Origin of the sequence: Achromobacter sp. B7 (assembly GCF_003600685.1) — a bacterium.
GTDB lineage: Bacteria > Pseudomonadota > Gammaproteobacteria > Burkholderiales > Burkholderiaceae_B > Achromobacter > Achromobacter spanius_B.
In genome coordinates this window covers 1975570-1993010 of record NZ_CP032084.1, presented here as the reverse complement: position 1 = coordinate 1993010, position 17441 = coordinate 1975570, and the positions used below count along the sequence as shown (strand labels likewise).

The 17441-nt window shown below is 62.3% G+C and carries 14 protein-coding genes, 1 tRNA gene and 1 pseudogene; 5 read left to right on the top strand and 11 right to left on the bottom strand.

The genetic code is table 11. From position 1 onward, the window contains the following. The first annotated feature begins 4 nt into the window (after window positions 1-4). Entirely contained in the window at window positions 5-1786 is a 1782-nt protein-coding gene (locus tag DVB37_RS08930) for an IlvD/Edd family dehydratase (protein ID WP_046807547.1), read from the top strand. 63 nt (window positions 1787-1849) lie between these two features. Here DVB37_RS08930 and DVB37_RS08925 read toward each other — a convergent pair whose 3' ends face one another. Further along, the gene (locus DVB37_RS08925) at window positions 1850-2245 is read right to left on the bottom strand and encodes a YbaN family protein (protein ID WP_205571607.1); all 396 of its coding nucleotides are present in this window, start codon (window positions 2243-2245) and stop codon (window positions 1850-1852) included. Window positions 2246-2315: 70 nt separating this feature from the next. Then, entirely contained in the window at window positions 2316-2909 is a 594-nt protein-coding gene (locus DVB37_RS08920) for a tetratricopeptide repeat protein (RefSeq protein ID WP_223264994.1), read from the bottom strand. Window positions 2910-3167: 258 nt separating this feature from the next. Here DVB37_RS08920 and DVB37_RS08915 point away from each other — a divergent pair, with 258 nt between their 5' ends. The 3 genes from DVB37_RS08915 (at window position 3168) to DVB37_RS28305 (ending at window position 5072) form a co-directional block, all read left to right on the top strand. Then, a complete protein-coding gene (locus DVB37_RS08915) occupies window positions 3168-3446 on the top strand; it encodes a hypothetical protein (protein WP_052946133.1) in 279 nt (92 codons plus the stop codon). 35 nt (window positions 3447-3481) lie between these two features. After that, window positions 3482-3748 carry a hypothetical protein gene (locus DVB37_RS08910; protein ID WP_104145413.1) on the top strand — a complete coding sequence of 89 codons (267 nt, stop codon included), beginning with the start codon at window positions 3482-3484 and terminating at the stop codon, window positions 3746-3748. 715 nt (window positions 3749-4463) lie between these two features. Next, window positions 4464-5072: a hypothetical protein gene (locus DVB37_RS28305; RefSeq protein ID WP_146073938.1), complete on the top strand. Its 609-nt coding sequence runs from the start codon at window positions 4464-4466 to the stop codon at window positions 5070-5072. Between the two features lie 388 nt (window positions 5073-5460). Here DVB37_RS28305 and DVB37_RS08900 read toward each other — a convergent pair. The 9 genes and pseudogenes from DVB37_RS08900 to leuC all read right to left on the bottom strand — a co-directional run bounded on the left by DVB37_RS08900 (window position 5461) and on the right by leuC (window position 15408). Next, window positions 5461-5537 (bottom strand) — tRNA-Val (locus tag DVB37_RS08900). Window positions 5538-5681: 144 nt separating this feature from the next. Further along, entirely contained in the window at window positions 5682-6347 is a 666-nt protein-coding gene (locus DVB37_RS08895; RefSeq protein WP_046807550.1) for a phosphoribosylanthranilate isomerase, read from the bottom strand. Between the two features lie 68 nt (window positions 6348-6415). Then, a pseudogene (locus DVB37_RS08890) lies at window positions 6416-7429 on the bottom strand (TRAP transporter substrate-binding protein); the annotation flags it as partial. A 267-nt stretch (window positions 7430-7696) separates the two neighbouring features. Beyond that, window positions 7697-8506, bottom strand: a complete 810-nt coding sequence (gene truA / locus DVB37_RS08885) for a tRNA pseudouridine(38-40) synthase TruA (protein ID WP_046807552.1) — start codon at window positions 8504-8506, stop codon at window positions 7697-7699. Between the two features lie 3 nt (window positions 8507-8509). Then, window positions 8510-10597 carry a FimV family protein gene (locus DVB37_RS08880; RefSeq protein WP_240434063.1) on the bottom strand — a complete coding sequence of 696 codons (2088 nt, stop codon included), beginning with the start codon at window positions 10595-10597 and terminating at the stop codon, window positions 8510-8512. 259 nt (window positions 10598-10856) lie between these two features. Continuing rightward, on the bottom strand, window positions 10857-11987 hold the full coding sequence (asd, locus tag DVB37_RS08875) for an aspartate-semialdehyde dehydrogenase (protein WP_046807554.1): 1131 nt from the start codon (window positions 11985-11987) through the stop codon (window positions 10857-10859). Between the two features lie 234 nt (window positions 11988-12221). Next, window positions 12222-13298 carry a 3-isopropylmalate dehydrogenase gene (gene leuB / locus DVB37_RS08870; protein WP_120154675.1) on the bottom strand — a complete coding sequence of 359 codons (1077 nt, stop codon included), beginning with the start codon at window positions 13296-13298 and terminating at the stop codon, window positions 12222-12224. 29 nt (window positions 13299-13327) lie between these two features. Continuing rightward, window positions 13328-13978, bottom strand: a complete 651-nt coding sequence (leuD, locus tag DVB37_RS08865; RefSeq protein WP_006218698.1) for a 3-isopropylmalate dehydratase small subunit — start codon at window positions 13976-13978, stop codon at window positions 13328-13330. 26 nt (window positions 13979-14004) lie between these two features. Further along, entirely contained in the window at window positions 14005-15408 is a 1404-nt protein-coding gene (leuC, locus tag DVB37_RS08860; RefSeq protein WP_046807556.1) for a 3-isopropylmalate dehydratase large subunit, read from the bottom strand. 517 nt (window positions 15409-15925) lie between these two features. Here leuC and DVB37_RS08855 point away from each other — a divergent pair. Then, a complete protein-coding gene (locus DVB37_RS08855) occupies window positions 15926-17437 on the top strand; it encodes a TolC family outer membrane protein (protein WP_120154672.1) in 1512 nt (503 codons plus the stop codon). The last annotated feature ends 4 nt before the right edge of the window (window positions 17438-17441 follow it).

Below are 17441 nucleotides of genomic sequence, written 5' to 3'. Positions count from 1 at the left end.
CCATATGTCACAGATACCCCGCAAATTGCGCAGCCAGAAATGGTTCGACGATCCCGCGCACGCCGACATGACGGCCATTTACGTCGAACGCTACCTTAACTACGGCCTGACGCGGCAGGAACTGCAATCCGGGCGGCCGATCATCGGCATCGCCCAGACCGGCAGCGACCTGGCGCCCTGCAACCGGCATCACTTGGCGCTGGCCGAGCGCATCAAGGCGGGTATCCGCGACGCGGGCGGCATCCCCATGGAGTTCCCGGTGCATCCGCTGGCCGAACAGGGCCGGCGGCCCACCGCCGCGCTGGATCGGAACCTGGCTTATCTGGGCCTGGTCGAGATCCTGCATGGCTATCCGCTGGACGGCGTGGTCCTGACCACCGGTTGCGACAAGACCACGCCCGCCTGCCTGATGGCCGCCGCCACCGTCGACCTGCCCGCCATCGTGCTGTCGGGCGGACCGATGCTGGACGGCTGGCACGACGGCCAGCGGGTGGGTTCCGGCACGGTCATCTGGCATGCACGCAATTTGATGGCGGCGGGCAAGCTGGACTACGAGGGTTTCATGACGCTGGCGACAGCGTCATCGCCATCGGTCGGGCACTGCAACACCATGGGCACGGCGCTGTCGATGAACTCGCTGGCCGAAGCGCTGGGCATGTCCTTGCCCACGTGTGCCAGCATTCCCGCCCCCTACCGCGAACGCGCGCAGATGGCCTACGCCACCGGCATGCGCATCTGCGACATGGTGCGGGAAGACTTGCGCCCGTCGCACATCCTGACGCGCGAGGCCTTTGAGAACGCCATCGTCGTGGCCTCGGCGCTGGGCGCCTCCAGCAACTGTCCGCCCCACCTGATCGCCATGGCCCGCCACGCCGGCATCGACCTCAGCCTGGACGATTGGCAACGGCTGGGCGAAGACGTGCCCCTGCTGGTGAACTGCGTGCCGGCCGGCGAACACCTGGGCGAAGGCTTTCACCGTGCGGGCGGCGTGCCCGCCGTCATGCACGAATTGCTGGCGGCCGGCCGCCTGCACGCCGATTGCCCCACCGTATCGGGCCGCAGCATCGGCGACATCGCCGCGGCGTCCAAGACGAGGGACCCCGATGTCATCCGCACCTGCGAGGCGCCGCTCAAGCATCGCGCCGGATTCATCGTGCTGTCGGGCAACTTCTTCGACAGCGCCATCATCAAGATGTCGGTGGTGGGCGAGGCATTTCGCCGCACGTATCTAGCGGAACCCGGTTCGGAAAATGCCTTCGAGGCACGCGCCATTGTTTTTGAAGGCCCGGAGGACTATCACGCCCGCATCGAAGACCCGTCGCTGAACATCGACGAACACTGCATTCTGGTGATACGCGGCGCGGGCACCGTGGGATACCCCGGCAGCGCCGAAGTGGTCAACATGGCGCCGCCGTCGCACCTGCTCAAGCGCGGTATCGATTCACTGCCCTGCCTGGGCGATGGCCGGCAGAGCGGCACGTCGGCCAGCCCGTCGATTTTGAATATGTCGCCCGAAGCCGCCGTGGGCGGTGGCCTGGCGCTGCTGCGCACGGGCGACAAGATCCGCGTAGACCTGAACCAGCGTAGCGTGACCGCGCTGGTGGACGACGCCGAGATGGAACGGCGCAAGCAGGAACCGCCGTATCAGCCGCCGGCTTCGCAAACGCCGTGGCAGGAAATCTATCGGCAAATGGTGGGTCAATTGTCGACCGGGGGCTGCCTGGAACCGGCAACGCTTTATCTGAAAGTGATCGAGACGCGGGGCGATCCCCGGCATTCGCACTGAACGGTCAGGCGATAAGCAGCACGGCCCGGCAAGGGCCGGCGCAACGATACGCGCCATCCAGCGCTATCGTTGCAACGGCCGGCCACCGGCATCGGACACCTTGGGCGCCGGCCGGCTCAATACATAGGCTGCGCTGGCAACGAAGAACAGGCCTACACCAACGGCCAACGGCCACGACGGGTGCGCGCTCCACCAAAACAAAGCGTATCCCACGGCCATTCCCAGGCAGGCGTACGTCTTGCCTTTACGCGACACCGCCTTCTGGTCGCGCCAGATGCGTAGCGGCGGTCCGTAAGTCGGACTGTCCAACAGCCATTTTTCCAGGCGCGGGGACGACCGCGAAAAGCAGCCCACCGCCAATATCAGGAAAATCGTCGTCGGCATGACCGGCAAAAATGCGCCGATGACGCCCAATGCCAGCATCACGCAGCCCAACGCCAACCATAGAGCTTTGATCATGATGGTCAGCAGAATATCGCAAATGCCGCATTGCCGCCGAAGCTGCGCTGATCACCAGGCAGCCGCGAGGCTAACCGCGAGGCTCCGGCATTTGGGCGCGTAGCATTTCCATGAATTTCGGGCTGGGCGATCCGCCCGCCGCGCGCGCCTTGACCACCATTGCCCACGCCTGATCGTATTGCCCGCGCCAGTAGTACGCCGTGGCCCAGGACGAATACAGATACCCCTTGTCGGGCTCGACGGCTTCGCCTTTGCGATACCACTCGTCGGACCGCGCGGTAGCCGCCACTCGCGCCTCTGGCGGCAGCGTCTTATCTTCCGCTGCGCAACGGGCGGCAATGCGGCCCGCGTCGGCGTAAATGCCCTGAAAGGTAGGGGGATCATGGCTGATCGCCAGATCCATCATGCTCATCGCCTGGCAAAACTTGCCCTGGTCGTGCAGCACCGCGGCAAAGCCGGTATAGGCCTCGGGGTTGTCCGGGTTCAACAGCCAAGCCTGATTGAACCGCCGCATCGCCATGCCCAATTGGTCCGCTTGGTAAAACCGGTATCCCTGCGACACCCAGGCCTGCGACGCCTTGGCGGCTGAACCAAATGCCCGGACGGCGTCCTCGGCCAGCTTCTTGTCGCTGGCCTGCAACTCGGCTGCGGCAGACCGATCCATGCCCCCATACATCGGCAATTCGTCAACGCGCGGCTGCGCTTGCGTTGCCGCCGGCGGTTTGATGGCGCAAGCGGCAAGCCAAACGCAGGGAGCCAGCAGGAGTGCTTTGGTGAATGTGTGCATGGTGTAAGCAGGCGGAAGATACGCCGGACCTTATCAGATAAGCCCTGCCTGCGCGAAACGGTGTTCGCTTCCCCGGGCCACGCGTGGCATGTCACTTGCTGAAGAGAAGCGGCTTCTTTTTTTGGGGGAACTGCGATGCAAACCGATGACGTAGTGGAAATGGAACCCGTGGGTCGCGATGACCCATCGCTGACGCGGCAACTGAAAGACATAGACGACCGACGCCCCGACTTCCCGGGCGAGCACCTGATCGTATTTGGCCTGGGCGCGCTATTGATCGTGGCCGGCATGAAAGGCCGCACGCCATTCAAACGCGCCATGCTGACCGCGGCCGGCACGGCGCTGATGGGACGCGCCGCAAGCGGCACCGGCGGCATCGCCAAACTGGCCCGCGTCGTCAAGAAACTGGGCTGATCGCTCACGCCGCAACGGAGGACCCGGCTTACATCATGGACGCGCTATGGAATTTTCTTCAATGGCCCGCGATGGTGACATCGCTGGCCGCCGCATGGCTGGTGGCATCGCAAGGCAAAGCCAAACGCAAATGGGGATTTTGGGTATTTCTATTAAGCAATGCGTTGTGGATTGCGTGGGGATTGCACGACGGCGCGTATGCATTGATTGCGCTTCAGCTGGGCTTGGCGGCGCTGAATATTCGGGGGGTACGGAAAAATCAAAAAAAATGCAAGCAGCTGGAAGCCGTGCCGAAGCCATAAAATCGCTCCTGCACATACACCTGCGCCCTAGGCGACTGCAGGATAATCACGCGACTGCGGGGGCTGCGGCCTGGCACGAGGTGATTAAAATAGAGCCCCCAACAATTCAAAATAATTAGCGCGACGCTACACCACAAAATTAGCTTTGCGCTATGTAATGCCGCACATGAAGACCGTCGAAGAAAGTCGGGTAGCGAGATTACGCATGCTCATCGCGGAGGTTGGTTCAACCGCCGCCCTGAACCGCTTGGCAGAAAGAAATGAGCGTGACTCAACGTTGAGTCAAATTCTGAATGGTGCGTTAGGCAGTAAGACTGGTAAACCCAAAACCATGGGTCCGGACTTGGCGCGGACCTTAGAAATCGCCACCCGGAAGCCTCGGGGATGGATGGATACGGACCCTGACCTTCAACGTGGTTCCTGGCCATTCCCGTCGCTGCTTATCGAACGATTCGAAGCGCTTCCAGATAGATGGAAGGGTCGCGCTGAAGAGCGCCTATTGGCGGTAATAGAGGACTGGGAACGCGAGCGTAAAAGCCTTCAAAGCTCTCCCTCCGGGGACCTCCTACGGACAGACGATCAACTCCTAATCAGTCCCGCAACGTCCGAAAAATAAGAAAATGACTGACTCCGGAGCGGTCGCATATTTACCGTGGTGCACTGTCAGTGTAACGATTTGATTTTTTTTTATTAAACCTTAACTTAGGAGCAGGCTGTGGCAGCAACAAAGCCCAAAAAACCTTTCTACAAAAGCTGGATCTTCTGGCTTATTGTGGTCGTGGTAACGATCGCCTTCAACAGCGGCGACAAAACAGGGGCCCCCACAACAGTAAAGGCTGCGGCGCAACCGTCTGCTCCCCTGCCTGAACCTCAACTGCAATTTGTGCGAACCGTTAGCGACGCCCAAAGCAAAGCGCGCTCGGCCGAAAATGACATGCAGCGAGGCGGAATAAAAGCGGCTCGCGACAAGCAAATGTGTTCGCAATTGCAGACGCGATCAGCCAAGGATTGGATAGGCAAAGTCGAGCGGGTAGGCGCGAACAGCGATGGAAAGGGCGTATTTTCGGTCGAGATCGCCAAGGACGTAGAGGTGAAAACCTGGAACAACGCCCTCTCCGATGCATTTCACAAGACCATGCTGGAGCCCGGAACTCCGCTATTCGACACGGCAGCGTCCCTCAAGAAAGGCCAAATGATAAAGTTCTCTGGCACATTTTTTAGTGCGTCTGACGGCGACTGCCTCGTCGAGTCCAGCCTGAGCCTGTCGGGCAAGGTGAAGAACCCAGAGTTCATCTTTCGGTTTACAGCCATCGAAGCGCTCTAGAACGACAATATTACTTTACAGATTGCCACCCAGAGGGTGGCTTTTTCTTTATCCCAAGACGCTAAGGGTCCGGAGTTAGCGCTACGATGTCTTCAAATAATACGCAGTATGCTACTACCGCCGTGGTGCACCTGGCGCCACGGCATGGACCGTCACCGCCGCTCGGCCCATCATGACCAATTACTGGCGAAGCGTCAGCCGCCCAAGGTTAAAAAGGTCCGGGCCGAATAGCCCCGCTCCAGATTCGCGCACACTGCCCGCTCGGACCTGAAAATCTCAACATCCCTCACATCTGCCAGCGCAAATTCGCTGGCAGATGCAAAAAAGCCGCAAAGTCATAGACTTATGCGGCTTTCATGTCGGTGCGTGGCACCTCTTGCAAGTATTCTGGTAGGCGGTATTGGGTTCGAACCAACGACCTCCACGATGTCAACGTGGCGCTCTAACCAACTGAGCTAACCGCCTGCAAAGAAGAAGAATTATATAGTGCTTTTTTGAACTGTGCAAATCGTCTTTACTGATTTTTTGCTGTGTTCATTGCGCTGTGCGTAAATTGCAGCCTAACCTCGGTTACCGCCAGCTTAACTGGCCACAAACTGCATGACCACACTACTTTTTTCCCTTCATTTTCGCGTCTGCGGCGTGTGCCGCATCAACGAAGAACGAGATTCTATCAGAACTTTTTATTCCTTGCTCAAGCTCGACGCCGCTGCTCACATCGACGGCCCAGGGCCTGACTTGCTCGATCGCCTGGCCGATGTTGTCGCCGTTCAAACCACCCGACAAAATCAGGGGACGCGACACGGGATCAGCGCGCACGTCGTCCAGCAACGCGTAGTCAAAGCCGTGGCCGCTGCCACCGTATCCCGAGCTGTAGCTGTCGAACAACCACCCCGCCGCTTCGCCGAATGCGCGGCAGTACGACGCCAGGTTTTCAGCGGTTTCCAAACCCGGTGCCCCCGCGCGGAATGCGCGCAGGAAGCGTTGGCCGTAGCGGGCGCAATCCTGCGGGGATTCGTCACCGTGAAATTGCAGCAGTTCAGGATGCACTTCGTCCAGCACGGCCTGCACGTCGGAAGGCGCCGGGTTCACGAACAGCGCAACGACGTCCACAAATGCCGGCACCGCACGGCGCAATTGCGCCGCGCGCGTCGGTGTCAGGCAACGCTTGCTCTTGGGGTAGAAGACAAAGCCGATGGCATCGACGCCGGCCGAAACGGCGGCTTCAATGTCCTGTTCGCGGGTCAATCCGCAGATTTTGATGCGTGTACGCATGGCATTAACGATCAGTGGCCCGATGAAAAATCGGTGTATCAGTATATCGCGCAAGGTTTGGGCGGCGATCAGCCGGCCGGCTGGCCCAGTGTGGCGATCATCGAGTCAAAGCCGCCCTCGGCGACGCGGAACCAGGGCACTTCCTTATCTCGGAAAGCGACCATGCTGTCGTAGAGCTTTTTGAACATCGGATCCTTGACGCCCAGCTCTTTATAAGCCGCCAACGAGGCGTCATAGCAGGCTTGCAGCACCGGTTTGGGAAACGCCTTGAGCTGCGCGCCGCGCGAGACCAGACGACGCAACGCGTCCGGATTGCCAGCGTCGTACTTCGCGATCATGTTCGCGGTTGCCATGCGGCACGCCAACGCCAGGGCCGACTGATACGGCTTGGGCAGTTCGTCGTAGGCGTCCTGGTTCACGTACAGCGACAACTGCAAGGTGCCGGCCCACCAACCCGGGAAGTAATAATTGCGCGCCACCTTATACAGCGCAAGGCTTTCATCGTCGTAAGGACCAACCCAGGCCACCGCGTCCACGACGCCCTGCTCCAATGCGGCGTACGTGTCGGCCACCGGCACATCGACAGGCGTGGCGCCCAACCGCGCCAGCACGTGCCGGGCAAATCCGCTGGCCTTGATCTTCAAGCCGCGCAAGTCGTCCACGGTCTTGACCTCGCCCCGGAACCACCCGCCCATCTGCGCACCGGTGTAGCCACAAGGGAAGTTCACGATGTTGTACTTGTCGAACAGCACACGCGTCAGCGCCAAGCCTTCGCCCTGAAGCATCCAGGCGTTCATCTGCCGGGTATTCAGCCCGAACGGAACGCCGGCGTCAAAACTCAGCGCAGGGTCTGTATCGAAGTAGCGCGTCGATGCGGTGTGCCCGCAGTCCACGACACGATGCTGCACGGCTTCAAGCACTTGGCCAGGCTGGACCAAATCGCCTGCCGGGAAAATCTGGATCGTGAAACGACCGTCGGTCACTTCGGACACATACCGCGCAACATCTTCCGCGCCCGCGAACAAGGTGGGCGATTCGCTTGGAAAACTGGACGCAAGCCGCCATGCGACCGTTGGCGCCTGCGCTGTACTGGGCGATGTCTGTTGTGCGACGGGTGCTGTATGTTGTGCGACGGCCGGCGTCTGCTGTGCGACGGCCGGTGTCTGTTGTGCGAGGACTGGCTCCTGTTGTCCGATGGCCGTCGCCTGTTGTGCGATGGCCGGTGCGGCCAACGCGGCACTGCCTGCCGCGCCGAGGGCGGCTTGTTTCAAAAACGCGCGGCGTTGCATGGCAATGGTTCCTTTAAGCGCATGGAAGGCGCGATGGCGACGGCGGCTTCCTGGAAATTCCTAATAAGACTGCGTAAACGGCGACAACAACGTCGAGCCGCCATCAAGCTCTTCCAAGCCGAACTCGGCGGGGTAATCAATGGCCGCCAAGTACAGGCCGTCAGGCGCGAAGGTGGGCGCTCCGCGCGTACGGTCACGCCAGGACAGCAGTTGCGCCATCCAGTCCACCGATTCCCTGCCCTGCCCCACTTGCAGCAGCGCGCCCATGATGTTGCGAACCATGTGATGCAAAAACGCGTTCGCCTTCAAGGTGAAAACCAGGAACGGCCCGCGTTCCGCGATTTCCAGCCGGTGCATCTGGCGCACCGGATGCTTGGCCTGGCATTGCGAAGAACGGAAGCTTGAAAAATCGTGTTCGCCGACCAGGGCCTGCGCGGCGGCACGCATGGCTTGCACATCCAGCGGTTGAAAGCACCAACCGGCCCGCCCGGCCCACAGAGCCGGCCGCACCCGGCCGCGCCACAGCAGGTACACATAGGTGCGGGCGCGCGCGGAAAAACGCGCATGAAATTCGTCGGACACTTGTTGCGCCCATTGCACCGACACGCTGGACGGCAGAAACGCATTCACACCGCGTACCCAGGACTCCATGCGCCGGTCCAACTCGGTGTCCAGGTGTACCACCTGCATCGCGCCGTGCACCCCGGTATCGGTGCGGCCCGCGCATATCGTGGGCACCACGCCCTGCACGCCGGAGAATTTTGCCAAGGCAGACTCCAGTGTGTCCTGCACCGTTTGCCGGTGCGGCTGCGTCTGCCAACCCTGCCAAGCGGAGCCGTCATACGCCAGCCCCAATGCAACTCTAGACATCGTTCAAACCCGTGGACCGCTGACTCGGCGCGGTTCGTCCGTGGGCGGTTCGTCCAGGTCGAGATTGATCGTATCGAGCTTGCGGTTCAGCGCTGCCGTGTCCAGCACCGGCTCGTTAAAGGCGTAGGTATCCTCGTCATCGTCGTCGCGACGCGCGCCGGCGCGACGCAGCAGCCAGGCGATCGCGAAGGCGATCAACGCCAACAAGGCGGTAACGATGACGAGAAGATTGTCCGCCAGCCAGCTGGGCATGCTGCTGGAGAGGTCTTTGGCGTTGTCGGGCGGCGTGCCCGTACGGGCGCTGTCCGAGGAGGATGCACCAGGCGCGCCGGGTGATCCGGTGGCGCCTGGAGAGCCGGTGGCGCCTGGAGAGCCTGCGGCGCCGGTTGCGCCCGCTGCACCTGGAGCTGCGGCGCTACCGGCCCCGCCCGGTGTGCTGGCCGGACCCGCCGCGCCCGCGGGCGCCGTGGCGCCTGCAACGCCGGACGCGGCCGGGCTACCGGGCGTACCAGTCGCACCCGCCGCGCCGGTCGCGCCGGTATTATTCGTCGAACCGGCACCGCCTGGGGTGCCCGCTGCGCCGGGAGTACCTGCGGCGCCGGGAGTGCCCGCTGCACCCGGAGTACCGGCTACGCCGGAACTGCCCGCCGTACCTGGGGTACCAGCTGCGCCAGAAGCGCCCGCTGCACCTGGGGTACCCGCCGCGCCAGAAGCGCCCGTTGCACCTGGGGTACCGGCCGCGCCGGAAGCGCCCGCTGCACCCGGGGAACCGGCCGCGCCGGAAGCGCCCGTTGCACCCGGGGTACCGGCCGCGCCGGGAGCGCCCGTCGCGCCGGGAGCGCCCGCCGTGCCCGGAGCACCAGTTGCGCCCGGAGCACCAGTTGCGCCCGGAGTACCGGCTGCACCCGAACCGCCCGCTGCGCCCGAACCGCCTGCCGCACCGGAACCGCCCGTCGCACCGGAAGCGCCCGTCGCGCCCGTGCCCCCTGCGCTTGCGGAGGCTCCCGCACCGCCCGCCGCGCCGGTGCCGCCCGCGCCCGAGGTTCCCGAACCGCCCTGCTGCGCCACGGCCTTGTTCAACTCGTCCACATTGCTTTGCAGCTGATTCACGCGGCCTTCAACGTCTTTCAGTGCGCGCTCGTTCGATGTCTTCGCGTCGGCTTGCGCATCCGCCTGCGCGACCGCGCCTCCTGCCGCCAGCCCGGTCGACAAGCGCACACGGTCCTGGGTTGGAGCGGGCGTTGCCACGCCCGTATCACCAGGTTGCGCCACGGAGCCGGATGCCGCGTCCTGCCCCTTCACCACCGACGGATTGGCGCCTGCCGCCGCGCCGACCCTGGCGCGGTACTTGGCAAACGCTTCGGCATGTTCGTTAAAGATGCGGCGCGCTTCGGCCGGATCAATCGCCCGAACCGTGGCCGCATCCGGAATCTTCAGCTTTTGCCCGGCGCGCACCAGGTTCATGTTGTTCTGAATAAAGGCGTCTGGATTCGCGCGCCACAACGCCACCAGCATCTGATACACCGAGGCGTTGGGCACGGCGTTGCGCTGCGCAATGGCAAAGAGATTGTCGCCCTGCTTCACATTGACCGTCGCGGTACTGCCCCCCGCGCGCGCCGCGCCGCCCACCGAGGCCGGCGTCACGTCGGCGCCGGTGCCGCGCAGGGGCACCAATACGCTGACCTGCACCTGGCGCTGGCCGGAACTTGAAGTGATGTCCAAGAGCAGGTCGACCGCGCCGCTGGCCGGCGGCTGCGTGCCGCGCACGCGCAGGTTCTTGCGCGTGGCGTCGATGCCGTCTTCAATGCGGACCACCATGCTGGCCAACGGCACCGGCGGCTTCAGGCCGGCGCGCTGCCAGGCGGCTTCATCCGCCACCGACACCTTCAACGACGACACCTCATCGGGCGTCAATTCCTGCAAACCAACCACCGCCTGCAACGGCGCGCCCGGTGCCGACACCACGCGGGAATGCCCGACCCGCATGGCCAGCGCCGAACTGCACATGCTCGACCCAATCGCCAACGCGATCGCCCATTGAAGGGTTTTCAAACGGCGGGCATGCTTCACATGGCGCGAACGCTGGGTCATAAGCTGGAATTCCGTTCTTGTAGTCGAATTACGGGCTGGCCGGGTCGCGCCACATATTAGCGAAACAGGCCTCAATTCACGGGAAAAGTGTAATGGATGATGCCGGTTTCACAAACCTGAAAGGCGCTTCGGCGTTGGCTCTCGGGCACATCCGCCGCTTCCCTTTTACGATTGTCCAAACGTCAAGGGCACCCGAAGGTGCCCTTGCTTGTCTACACGGCCGATCAAACCACTTTTATCGACCGTCCACACCTGCGCGTCAGGCTTCGGCCAGCGCGATGCGCAGCATGCGGCGCAGCGGTTCGGCAGCGCCCCACAGCAGTTGGTCGCCCACCGTGAAGGCGCCCAGGTATTGCGAGCCCATCGACAGCTTGCGCAGGCGGCCAACCGGGATGTCCAGCGTGCCGGTCACGGCAACCGGGGTCAGCGCCGAAACCGTCGCTTCCTTGGTGTTGGGAACCACCTTGGCCCATTGCGTGCCTTGCGCGATCAGTGCTTCGATCTCGTCCAGCGGCACATCGCGCTTGAGCTTGATGGTCAGGGCCTGGCTATGGCAGCGCATGGCGCCGATGCGCACGCACAGACCGTCGATCGGGGTGGCGGGCGTGCCGAAGGCGGCGCCGCGGCCCAGGATCTTGTTGGTCTCGACTTCGGCCTTCCATTCTTCCTTGGACATGCCGTCGCCTAGATCCTTGTCGATCCAGGGAATCAGGTTGCCGCCCAGCGGAACGCCAAAGTGTTCGTGCGGCAGCGACGCATCTTTCTGCTTGGCCAGCACGCCACGATCGATAGCCAGAATGGCCGACGCCGGATCGTCCAGCAAGGGCTTGACGGCCTGGTTGATCTCGCCGAATTGGGTCAGCAGTTCGCGCATGTGCTGCGCGCCGCCGCCGGACGCCGCCTGGTAGGTCATGGACGTCATCCATTCCACCAGGTCGTTGTTGAACAGGCCGGCCAGGCCCATCAGCATGCAGCTGACCGTGCAGTTGCCGCCGATGAAGTTGCGCACGCCGCGCTTGAGCGCCGCGTCGATGACCGGGCGGTTGACCGGGTCCAGGACGATGATGGCGTCTTCTGCCATGCGCAAGGTGCTGGCCGCATCAATCCAGATGCCGTTCCAGCCCGCGCCGCGCAGCTTGGGATAAACCTCGGACGTGTAGTCGCCGCCTTGAGCCGTCAGAATAATCGGCAGTTTTTTCAGAGCATCAATGTCGTAGGCATTTTGCAACGGGCCCGCGCCTTCGGCCCACGTGGGCGCGGCGCCGCCAGCATTGCTGGTGGAAAAGAACACCGGTTCGATCAGTGCGAAGTCGTTCTCGTCGCGCATGCGTTGCATGAGCACCGAGCCGACCATTCCGCGCCAGCCGACAAGGCCTACTGCTTGATTCATTTCAATCGCTCTATAAAGGTGGATACAAGGTCCGGGTAGAAAAAGTCGTGCAATTCAACAATTTATCAGAATGCACGCGCGTATGTTGCGGCGCAGCTAGAAAAAATTGGGGCCGGAAGACCGCCCAATGGCTTTCGCGGCGCCGTCACAACACGGGCGAAAAAAGGGCCGCTACCTGCAGCGGCCCCTTCCAAGATGGGGCGGCGCCGCAAGGGCGCGCCCCTTGCCCGGCGATCAGGCCAAGGCTTTGAGCACGGCGTCGCCCATGGCGGCCGTGGTGACCTTCGTGGCGCCCGCTTCAAAGATGTCGGCGGTACGCAGGCCGTCGGCCAGCACGCGGCGCACGGCGGCTTCGATGCGGTCGGCTTGCGGTGCAAGGTTCAGCGAATAGCGCAGCAACATGGCGGCGGACAAGATGGTTGCCAACGGGTTGGCGATACCCTTGCCCGCGATGTCCGGGGCCGAACCGTGGCTGGGTTCGTACAGGCCCTGGCCGCCGGCGTTCAAAGAGGCCGACGGCAACATGCCGATCGAACCCGTCAGCATCGCCGCTTCGTCCGACAGGATGTCGCCGAACAGGTTGCCCGTAACGATCACGTCGAACTGGCGCGGGTTGCGCACCAACTGCATCGCGGCATTGTCGACGTACATGTGCGACAACTCTACGTCCGGATATTCGCGCGCCACTTCAATGACGATATCGCGCCAGAACTGCGAGGTTTCAAGCACGTTGGCCTTGTCCACGCTGCACAGCTTCTTGTTGCGCTTTTGCGCCGACTCGAAGCCGATGCGCGCGATGCGGCGCACTTCGGATTCGGCGTAGCGCATGGTGTCGTAGCCTTCGCGCTCGCCCGCAAACGAGCCGTCGGGCGACGAACGGGCGCCGCGCGGCGTGCCGAAATAGATGTCGCCCGTCAGTTCACGAATGATCAGGATGTCCAGGCCGGACACGATCTCGGGCTTGAGCGACGATGCGCTGGCCAGCTCGGGGTACAGGATGGCCGGACGCAGGTTGGCAAACAGGCCCAGCGCCTTGCGCAGGCCCAGAATGGCTTGTTCCGGACGGAACTCGCGCGGCAGGCTGTCGTACTTCCAGTCGCCAACGGCGCCGAACAGCACGGCGTCGGATTCCTTGGCCAGCTTGAGCGTGGCCGGGGGCAGCGGGTGTTCGAACTGGTCGAACGCGGCGCCACCAACGGGCGCCTGCTTGATGTCGAACGGCACGTCCAGCGCTTGAAGCACGCGTACGGCCTGTTCGACGATTTCCGGTCCGATGCCGTCACCCGGCAAGACTGCAATGTTGTGGGTCATTTGAAAACGATCCTGTGATCAGAATGGGTTCAGGCGATGGGACGGCTTTCCAGCCACGGGTGGCGGGCCAGGCGTTCGGCCTCAAAGGCGCGGATCTTGTCGGAATGGCGCAGCGTCAGGCCGATATCGTCAAAGCCGTTCAGCAGGCAGTACTTGCGGAACGGTTCGATATCGAAGCCCATCGCGCGGCCGTCCGCGGCGATCACGACCTGGCGGTCCAGGTCGATTTGCAGCTTGTAATTCGGGAACGCCTTGACTTCGTCGAACAGGCGGGCCACTTCCAATTCAGACAGCACGATCGGCAGCAAGCCGTTCTTGAAGCTGTTGTTGAAAAAGATGTCGGCATACGACGGCGCGATGATCGCGCGAAAGCCGTACTGCGTCAGCGCCCAGGGCGCGTGCTCGCGACTGGAGCCGCAGCCGAAGTTCTTGCGCGCCAACAGAATCGAGGCGCCTTGGTAGCGGGGCTGGTTCAGCACAAAATCCGGGTTCAGAGGACGCTTGCTGTTGTCCATGCCGGGCTCGCCGTGATCCAGGTAGCGAAGCTCGTCGAACAGGTTGGGGCCGAAACCGGTGCGCTGGATCGACTTGAGGAACTGCTTGGGAATGATGAGGTCCGTGTCGACGTTTTCACGGTCGAGCGGAGCCACCAGGCCTTCGTGAGTGGTAAATGCTTGCATGATGTCGGTACTCGGTGCGTGATCGCTTAACGGAACGTGCGGACGTCGACGAAGTGGCCGGCCACGGCGGCGGCGGCGGCCATCGCGGGGCTGACCAGATGCGTGCGGCCACCCTGACCTTGCCGGCCTTCGAAATTACGGTTCGACGTCGACGCGCAACGTTCACCCGGTTCAAGGCGATCGGCGTTCATGGCCAGGCACATCGAACAGCCCGGTTCGCGCCATTCGAAACCGGCTTCGATGAAAATCTTGTCCAGCCCTTCGCGTTCGGCTTGTTGCTTGACCAGGCCAGAGCCCGGCACAACCATGGCTTGACGCACATTGGAAGCCACGCGCTTGCCGCGTGCCACGGCGGCAGCCGCGCGCAGGTCTTCGATGCGCGAGTTCGTGCACGATCCAATGAACACACGATCCACGCGGATGTCGGTCAGCGGCGTGTTGGGCTTTAAGCCCATGTATTGCAACGCGCGTTCCATGCCGCTGCGGCGCACATCGTCTTTTTCGCGGTCGGGGTCCGGCACGCGGGAATCAACCGGCAACACCATTTCGGGCGACGTGCCCCAGGTGACCTGCGGCTTGATGTCGCGCGCGTTCACTTCCACCACCGTGTCGAACTTGGCGCCTTCGTCGGTGTGCAGCGTGCGCCAGTACTTGACGGCCTGGTCCCACACCACGCCCGTGGGCGCGAAGGGGCGGCCACGGAAATATTCAACGGTCTTGTCGTCGACCGCCACCATGCCCGAGCGCGCGCCGGCTTCAATCGCCATGTTGCACACGGTCATGCGGCCTTCCACGGACAGGGCGCGGATGGTGCTGCCGGCGAATTCAATCGCGTGGCCCGTGCCACCGGCCGTGCCGATGATGCCGATGATGTGCAGCACCACGTCTTTGGCCGTACAGCCAAAAGGCAAGTCGCCGTCGACCTTGATCAGCATGCTTTTGGCTTTCTTCATCAGCAGCGTCTGCGTGGCCAGCACGTGCTCGACCTCGGACGTGCCGATACCGAATGCCAGTGCGCCCAGCGCGCCGTGGGTGCTGGTGTGCGAATCGCCACAGACCACGGTCATGCCCGGCAACGTGGCGCCCTGCTCGGGGCCGATGACGTGCACGATGCCTTGGCGCAAGTCGTTCATGCGGAATTCGGTAATGCCGTATTTCTCGCAGTTGGCATCCAGCGTGTCCACTTGCAGCCGCGAGATCGGGTCGTCAATGCCCTGTGCGCGGTTTAGCGTCGGCACGTTGTGGTCGGCCACCGCCAGGTTGGCGCCGGTGCGCCAGGGCTTGCGGCCGGCAATCGCCAGACCTTCGAAGGCCTGCGGGCTGGTGACTTCGTGCACCAGATGGCGATCGATATAGAGCAGACAGGTGCCGTCTGATTCCTGGTGGACGATGTGGGCGTCCCAGAGTTTGTCGTAAAGGGTTTGGGCCATGGATGCGCTCTGCAAATAGACAGTCCGGCTCGAGCCTCGCACGGTTGATCAGCAAATCGCTTCCGTGCCGGCCACTGCGGCATGCGGGAATTATGCCCAGGCTCTGAACCTAGTACAACCACACCATACATACTAGTACCACCACTACCATGTTGGTTACGGAATCCGTCACCTCCAGCGCGGCAAACAGTGCGAGAACACTGTGGAAAATTAATCACAAATTACAAATTCGATAAGAGAAATCAGATACAGAATTATCAAACCGATATAATTCTGTTTCACTACAGACACGTCACTTTCGAAATAATACGAAATAAACCGTATTAATAAAGCTGGCACTTTTCACGGTCTGTGAAGTTCGTGCAAATTCAGTCAAATTAGGTGATGTTGCGCGAAGAAACGTTGTGGCGAGTCATTTTGCCTTCTGCAAGACTTAACAAATCTTGACTAGGGAAATATGACATTTACATACAATATGGCCGCCATTCAATCCCACTCCGACACGCGAATAATCACTATGGCTTCGTTTTTGATCAAACGCACGACTTCGCTTTTCGCCTTGGCTTTTGTTCCCGCCGCTTTTGCCCAGCCCACCCCGCCCGCCGCTCAAGGCGCGCCGGCCGCCACCGTATCCACGGTGACGCTGAATCAGGTTGTTGAGCAGACGCTGTTGAGCAACCCGGAAATCCAGGCCAAGTATCACGACTTCCAGGCGTCGCTGGAAGGTCAGTCGGTTGCACGCGCCGCCTTCTTCCCGCAAATCAATGCTCAGGGCTATGTAGGCCGCGAATATCGCAGCAACGTGCCGGACGTGGGATCGCAACGCTGGAGCCGCCCGGGCTACAACGTTGAGCTGCGCCAGTTGATTTTTGACGGCTTCCGCACCAGCAACGACGTCAAACAGGCCGGCTTCGACAAGCTGGCGCGCTTCTATGACGTATTGGCCACCAGCGACAGCACCGCGTTCGCCGCCGTGCAGGCGTATATCGACTTGCAACGCTACCGCGACATGGAACTGCTGGCCCGCCAGAACTATTCGCTGCACGAAGAAACGCTGAAGCAGATCGGCGAACGCACCGAATCCGGCGTGGGCCGCCGCGTTGACCTGGAACAGGCAGGCGGCCGCCTGTCGCTGGCCCAGACCAACCTGATGACCGAAACCGCCAACCTGCTTGACGTGCAGCAGCGCTTTCAGCGCGTGACCGGCGCTTTCCCGCCCGAAGCCATGCAGCCGCCGCCCGACATCGCCGCCAAGCTGCCCGTCAAGCCGGGCGACTTCAACGAGTCGCTGCGCCGCAACCCCAGCTTCCTGTCCAAGCAAGCCGGGTTGCAAGCCGCGCAAGCCGGCGTGGCCTCGTCCAAGGGCGCTTTCTCGCCCAAGTTTGAATTCGTGGCGTCCTCGGGCCGTGACCAGAACGACCCCACGCCGGAAACGCGCGACATCCAAAGCTCCAGCGTGCAAGTTGTGATGAGCTACAACCTGTACCGCGGCGGCGCGGATTCGGCCCGCGTGCGTCAAACCGCCGCGCAGTCGTACGCCGCGCGCGACATCCGCGACTACACCTGCCGCAACGTGCAGCAGGACCTGGCCGTGGCCTGGAACAACATCACCAGCCTGAGCCAGAAGCTGCCGTTCCTGCGCGACCACGAAGTGGCCACGACCAAGGTACGTGACGCATATCGACAACAGTTCCAGATTGGTCAGCGCTCGCTGCTGGACTTGCTTGACACTGAAAACGAACTGTTCGAGTCGCGCCGCGCATTGACCAACGGCTTGTATGACCTCAAGCTTGCGCAGTACCGCTGGCTGGCGCTGTCACATGCGCTGTTGCCCGCGCTGTCGCTGCAACCCGCGCGCAACGAGATGCCCGAGGAAAACGGCAAACTGGAGGTAACCGACGAAGTGATCAAGCTTTGCAATTCGACGGTCCCCGACTCTGCCCGCCTGGCTCCCGTGCGCGTTCAATACAACGAAGGCACGCTGCCGCCCACGCTCGTGCCGCTGAACGCACCCACCGCCAAGCCTTGAAGGC

Coding starts and splice junctions, on each gene's coding strand:
- leuB (WP_120154675.1), bottom strand. CDS start 13,298: ATGACCCACAACATTGCAGTCTTGCCGGGTGACGGCATCGGACCGGAA.
- leuC (WP_046807556.1), bottom strand. CDS start 15,408: ATGGCCCAAACCCTTTACGACAAACTCTGGGACGCCCACATCGTCCAC.
- DVB37_RS08920 (WP_223264994.1), bottom strand. CDS start 2,909: ATGGATCGGTCTGCCGCAGCCGAGTTGCAGGCCAGCGACAAGAAGCTG.
- DVB37_RS08895 (WP_046807550.1), bottom strand. CDS start 6,347: ATGCGTACACGCATCAAAATCTGCGGATTGACCCGCGAACAGGACATT.
- DVB37_RS08910 (WP_104145413.1), top strand. CDS start 3,482: ATGGACGCGCTATGGAATTTTCTTCAATGGCCCGCGATGGTGACATCG.
- leuD (WP_006218698.1), bottom strand. CDS start 13,978: ATGCAAGCATTTACCACTCACGAAGGCCTGGTGGCTCCGCTCGACCGT.
- DVB37_RS08855 (WP_120154672.1), top strand. CDS start 15,926: ATGGCTTCGTTTTTGATCAAACGCACGACTTCGCTTTTCGCCTTGGCT.
- asd (WP_046807554.1), bottom strand. CDS start 11,987: ATGAATCAAGCAGTAGGCCTTGTCGGCTGGCGCGGAATGGTCGGCTCG.
- DVB37_RS08925 (WP_205571607.1), bottom strand. CDS start 2,245: ATGATCAAAGCTCTATGGTTGGCGTTGGGCTGCGTGATGCTGGCATTG.
- DVB37_RS08915 (WP_052946133.1), top strand. CDS start 3,168: ATGCAAACCGATGACGTAGTGGAAATGGAACCCGTGGGTCGCGATGAC.
- DVB37_RS08880 (WP_240434063.1), bottom strand. CDS start 10,597: ATGACCCAGCGTTCGCGCCATGTGAAGCATGCCCGCCGTTTGAAAACC.
- truA (WP_046807552.1), bottom strand. CDS start 8,506: ATGTCTAGAGTTGCATTGGGGCTGGCGTATGACGGCTCCGCTTGGCAG.
- DVB37_RS08930 (WP_046807547.1), top strand. CDS start 5: ATGTCACAGATACCCCGCAAATTGCGCAGCCAGAAATGGTTCGACGAT.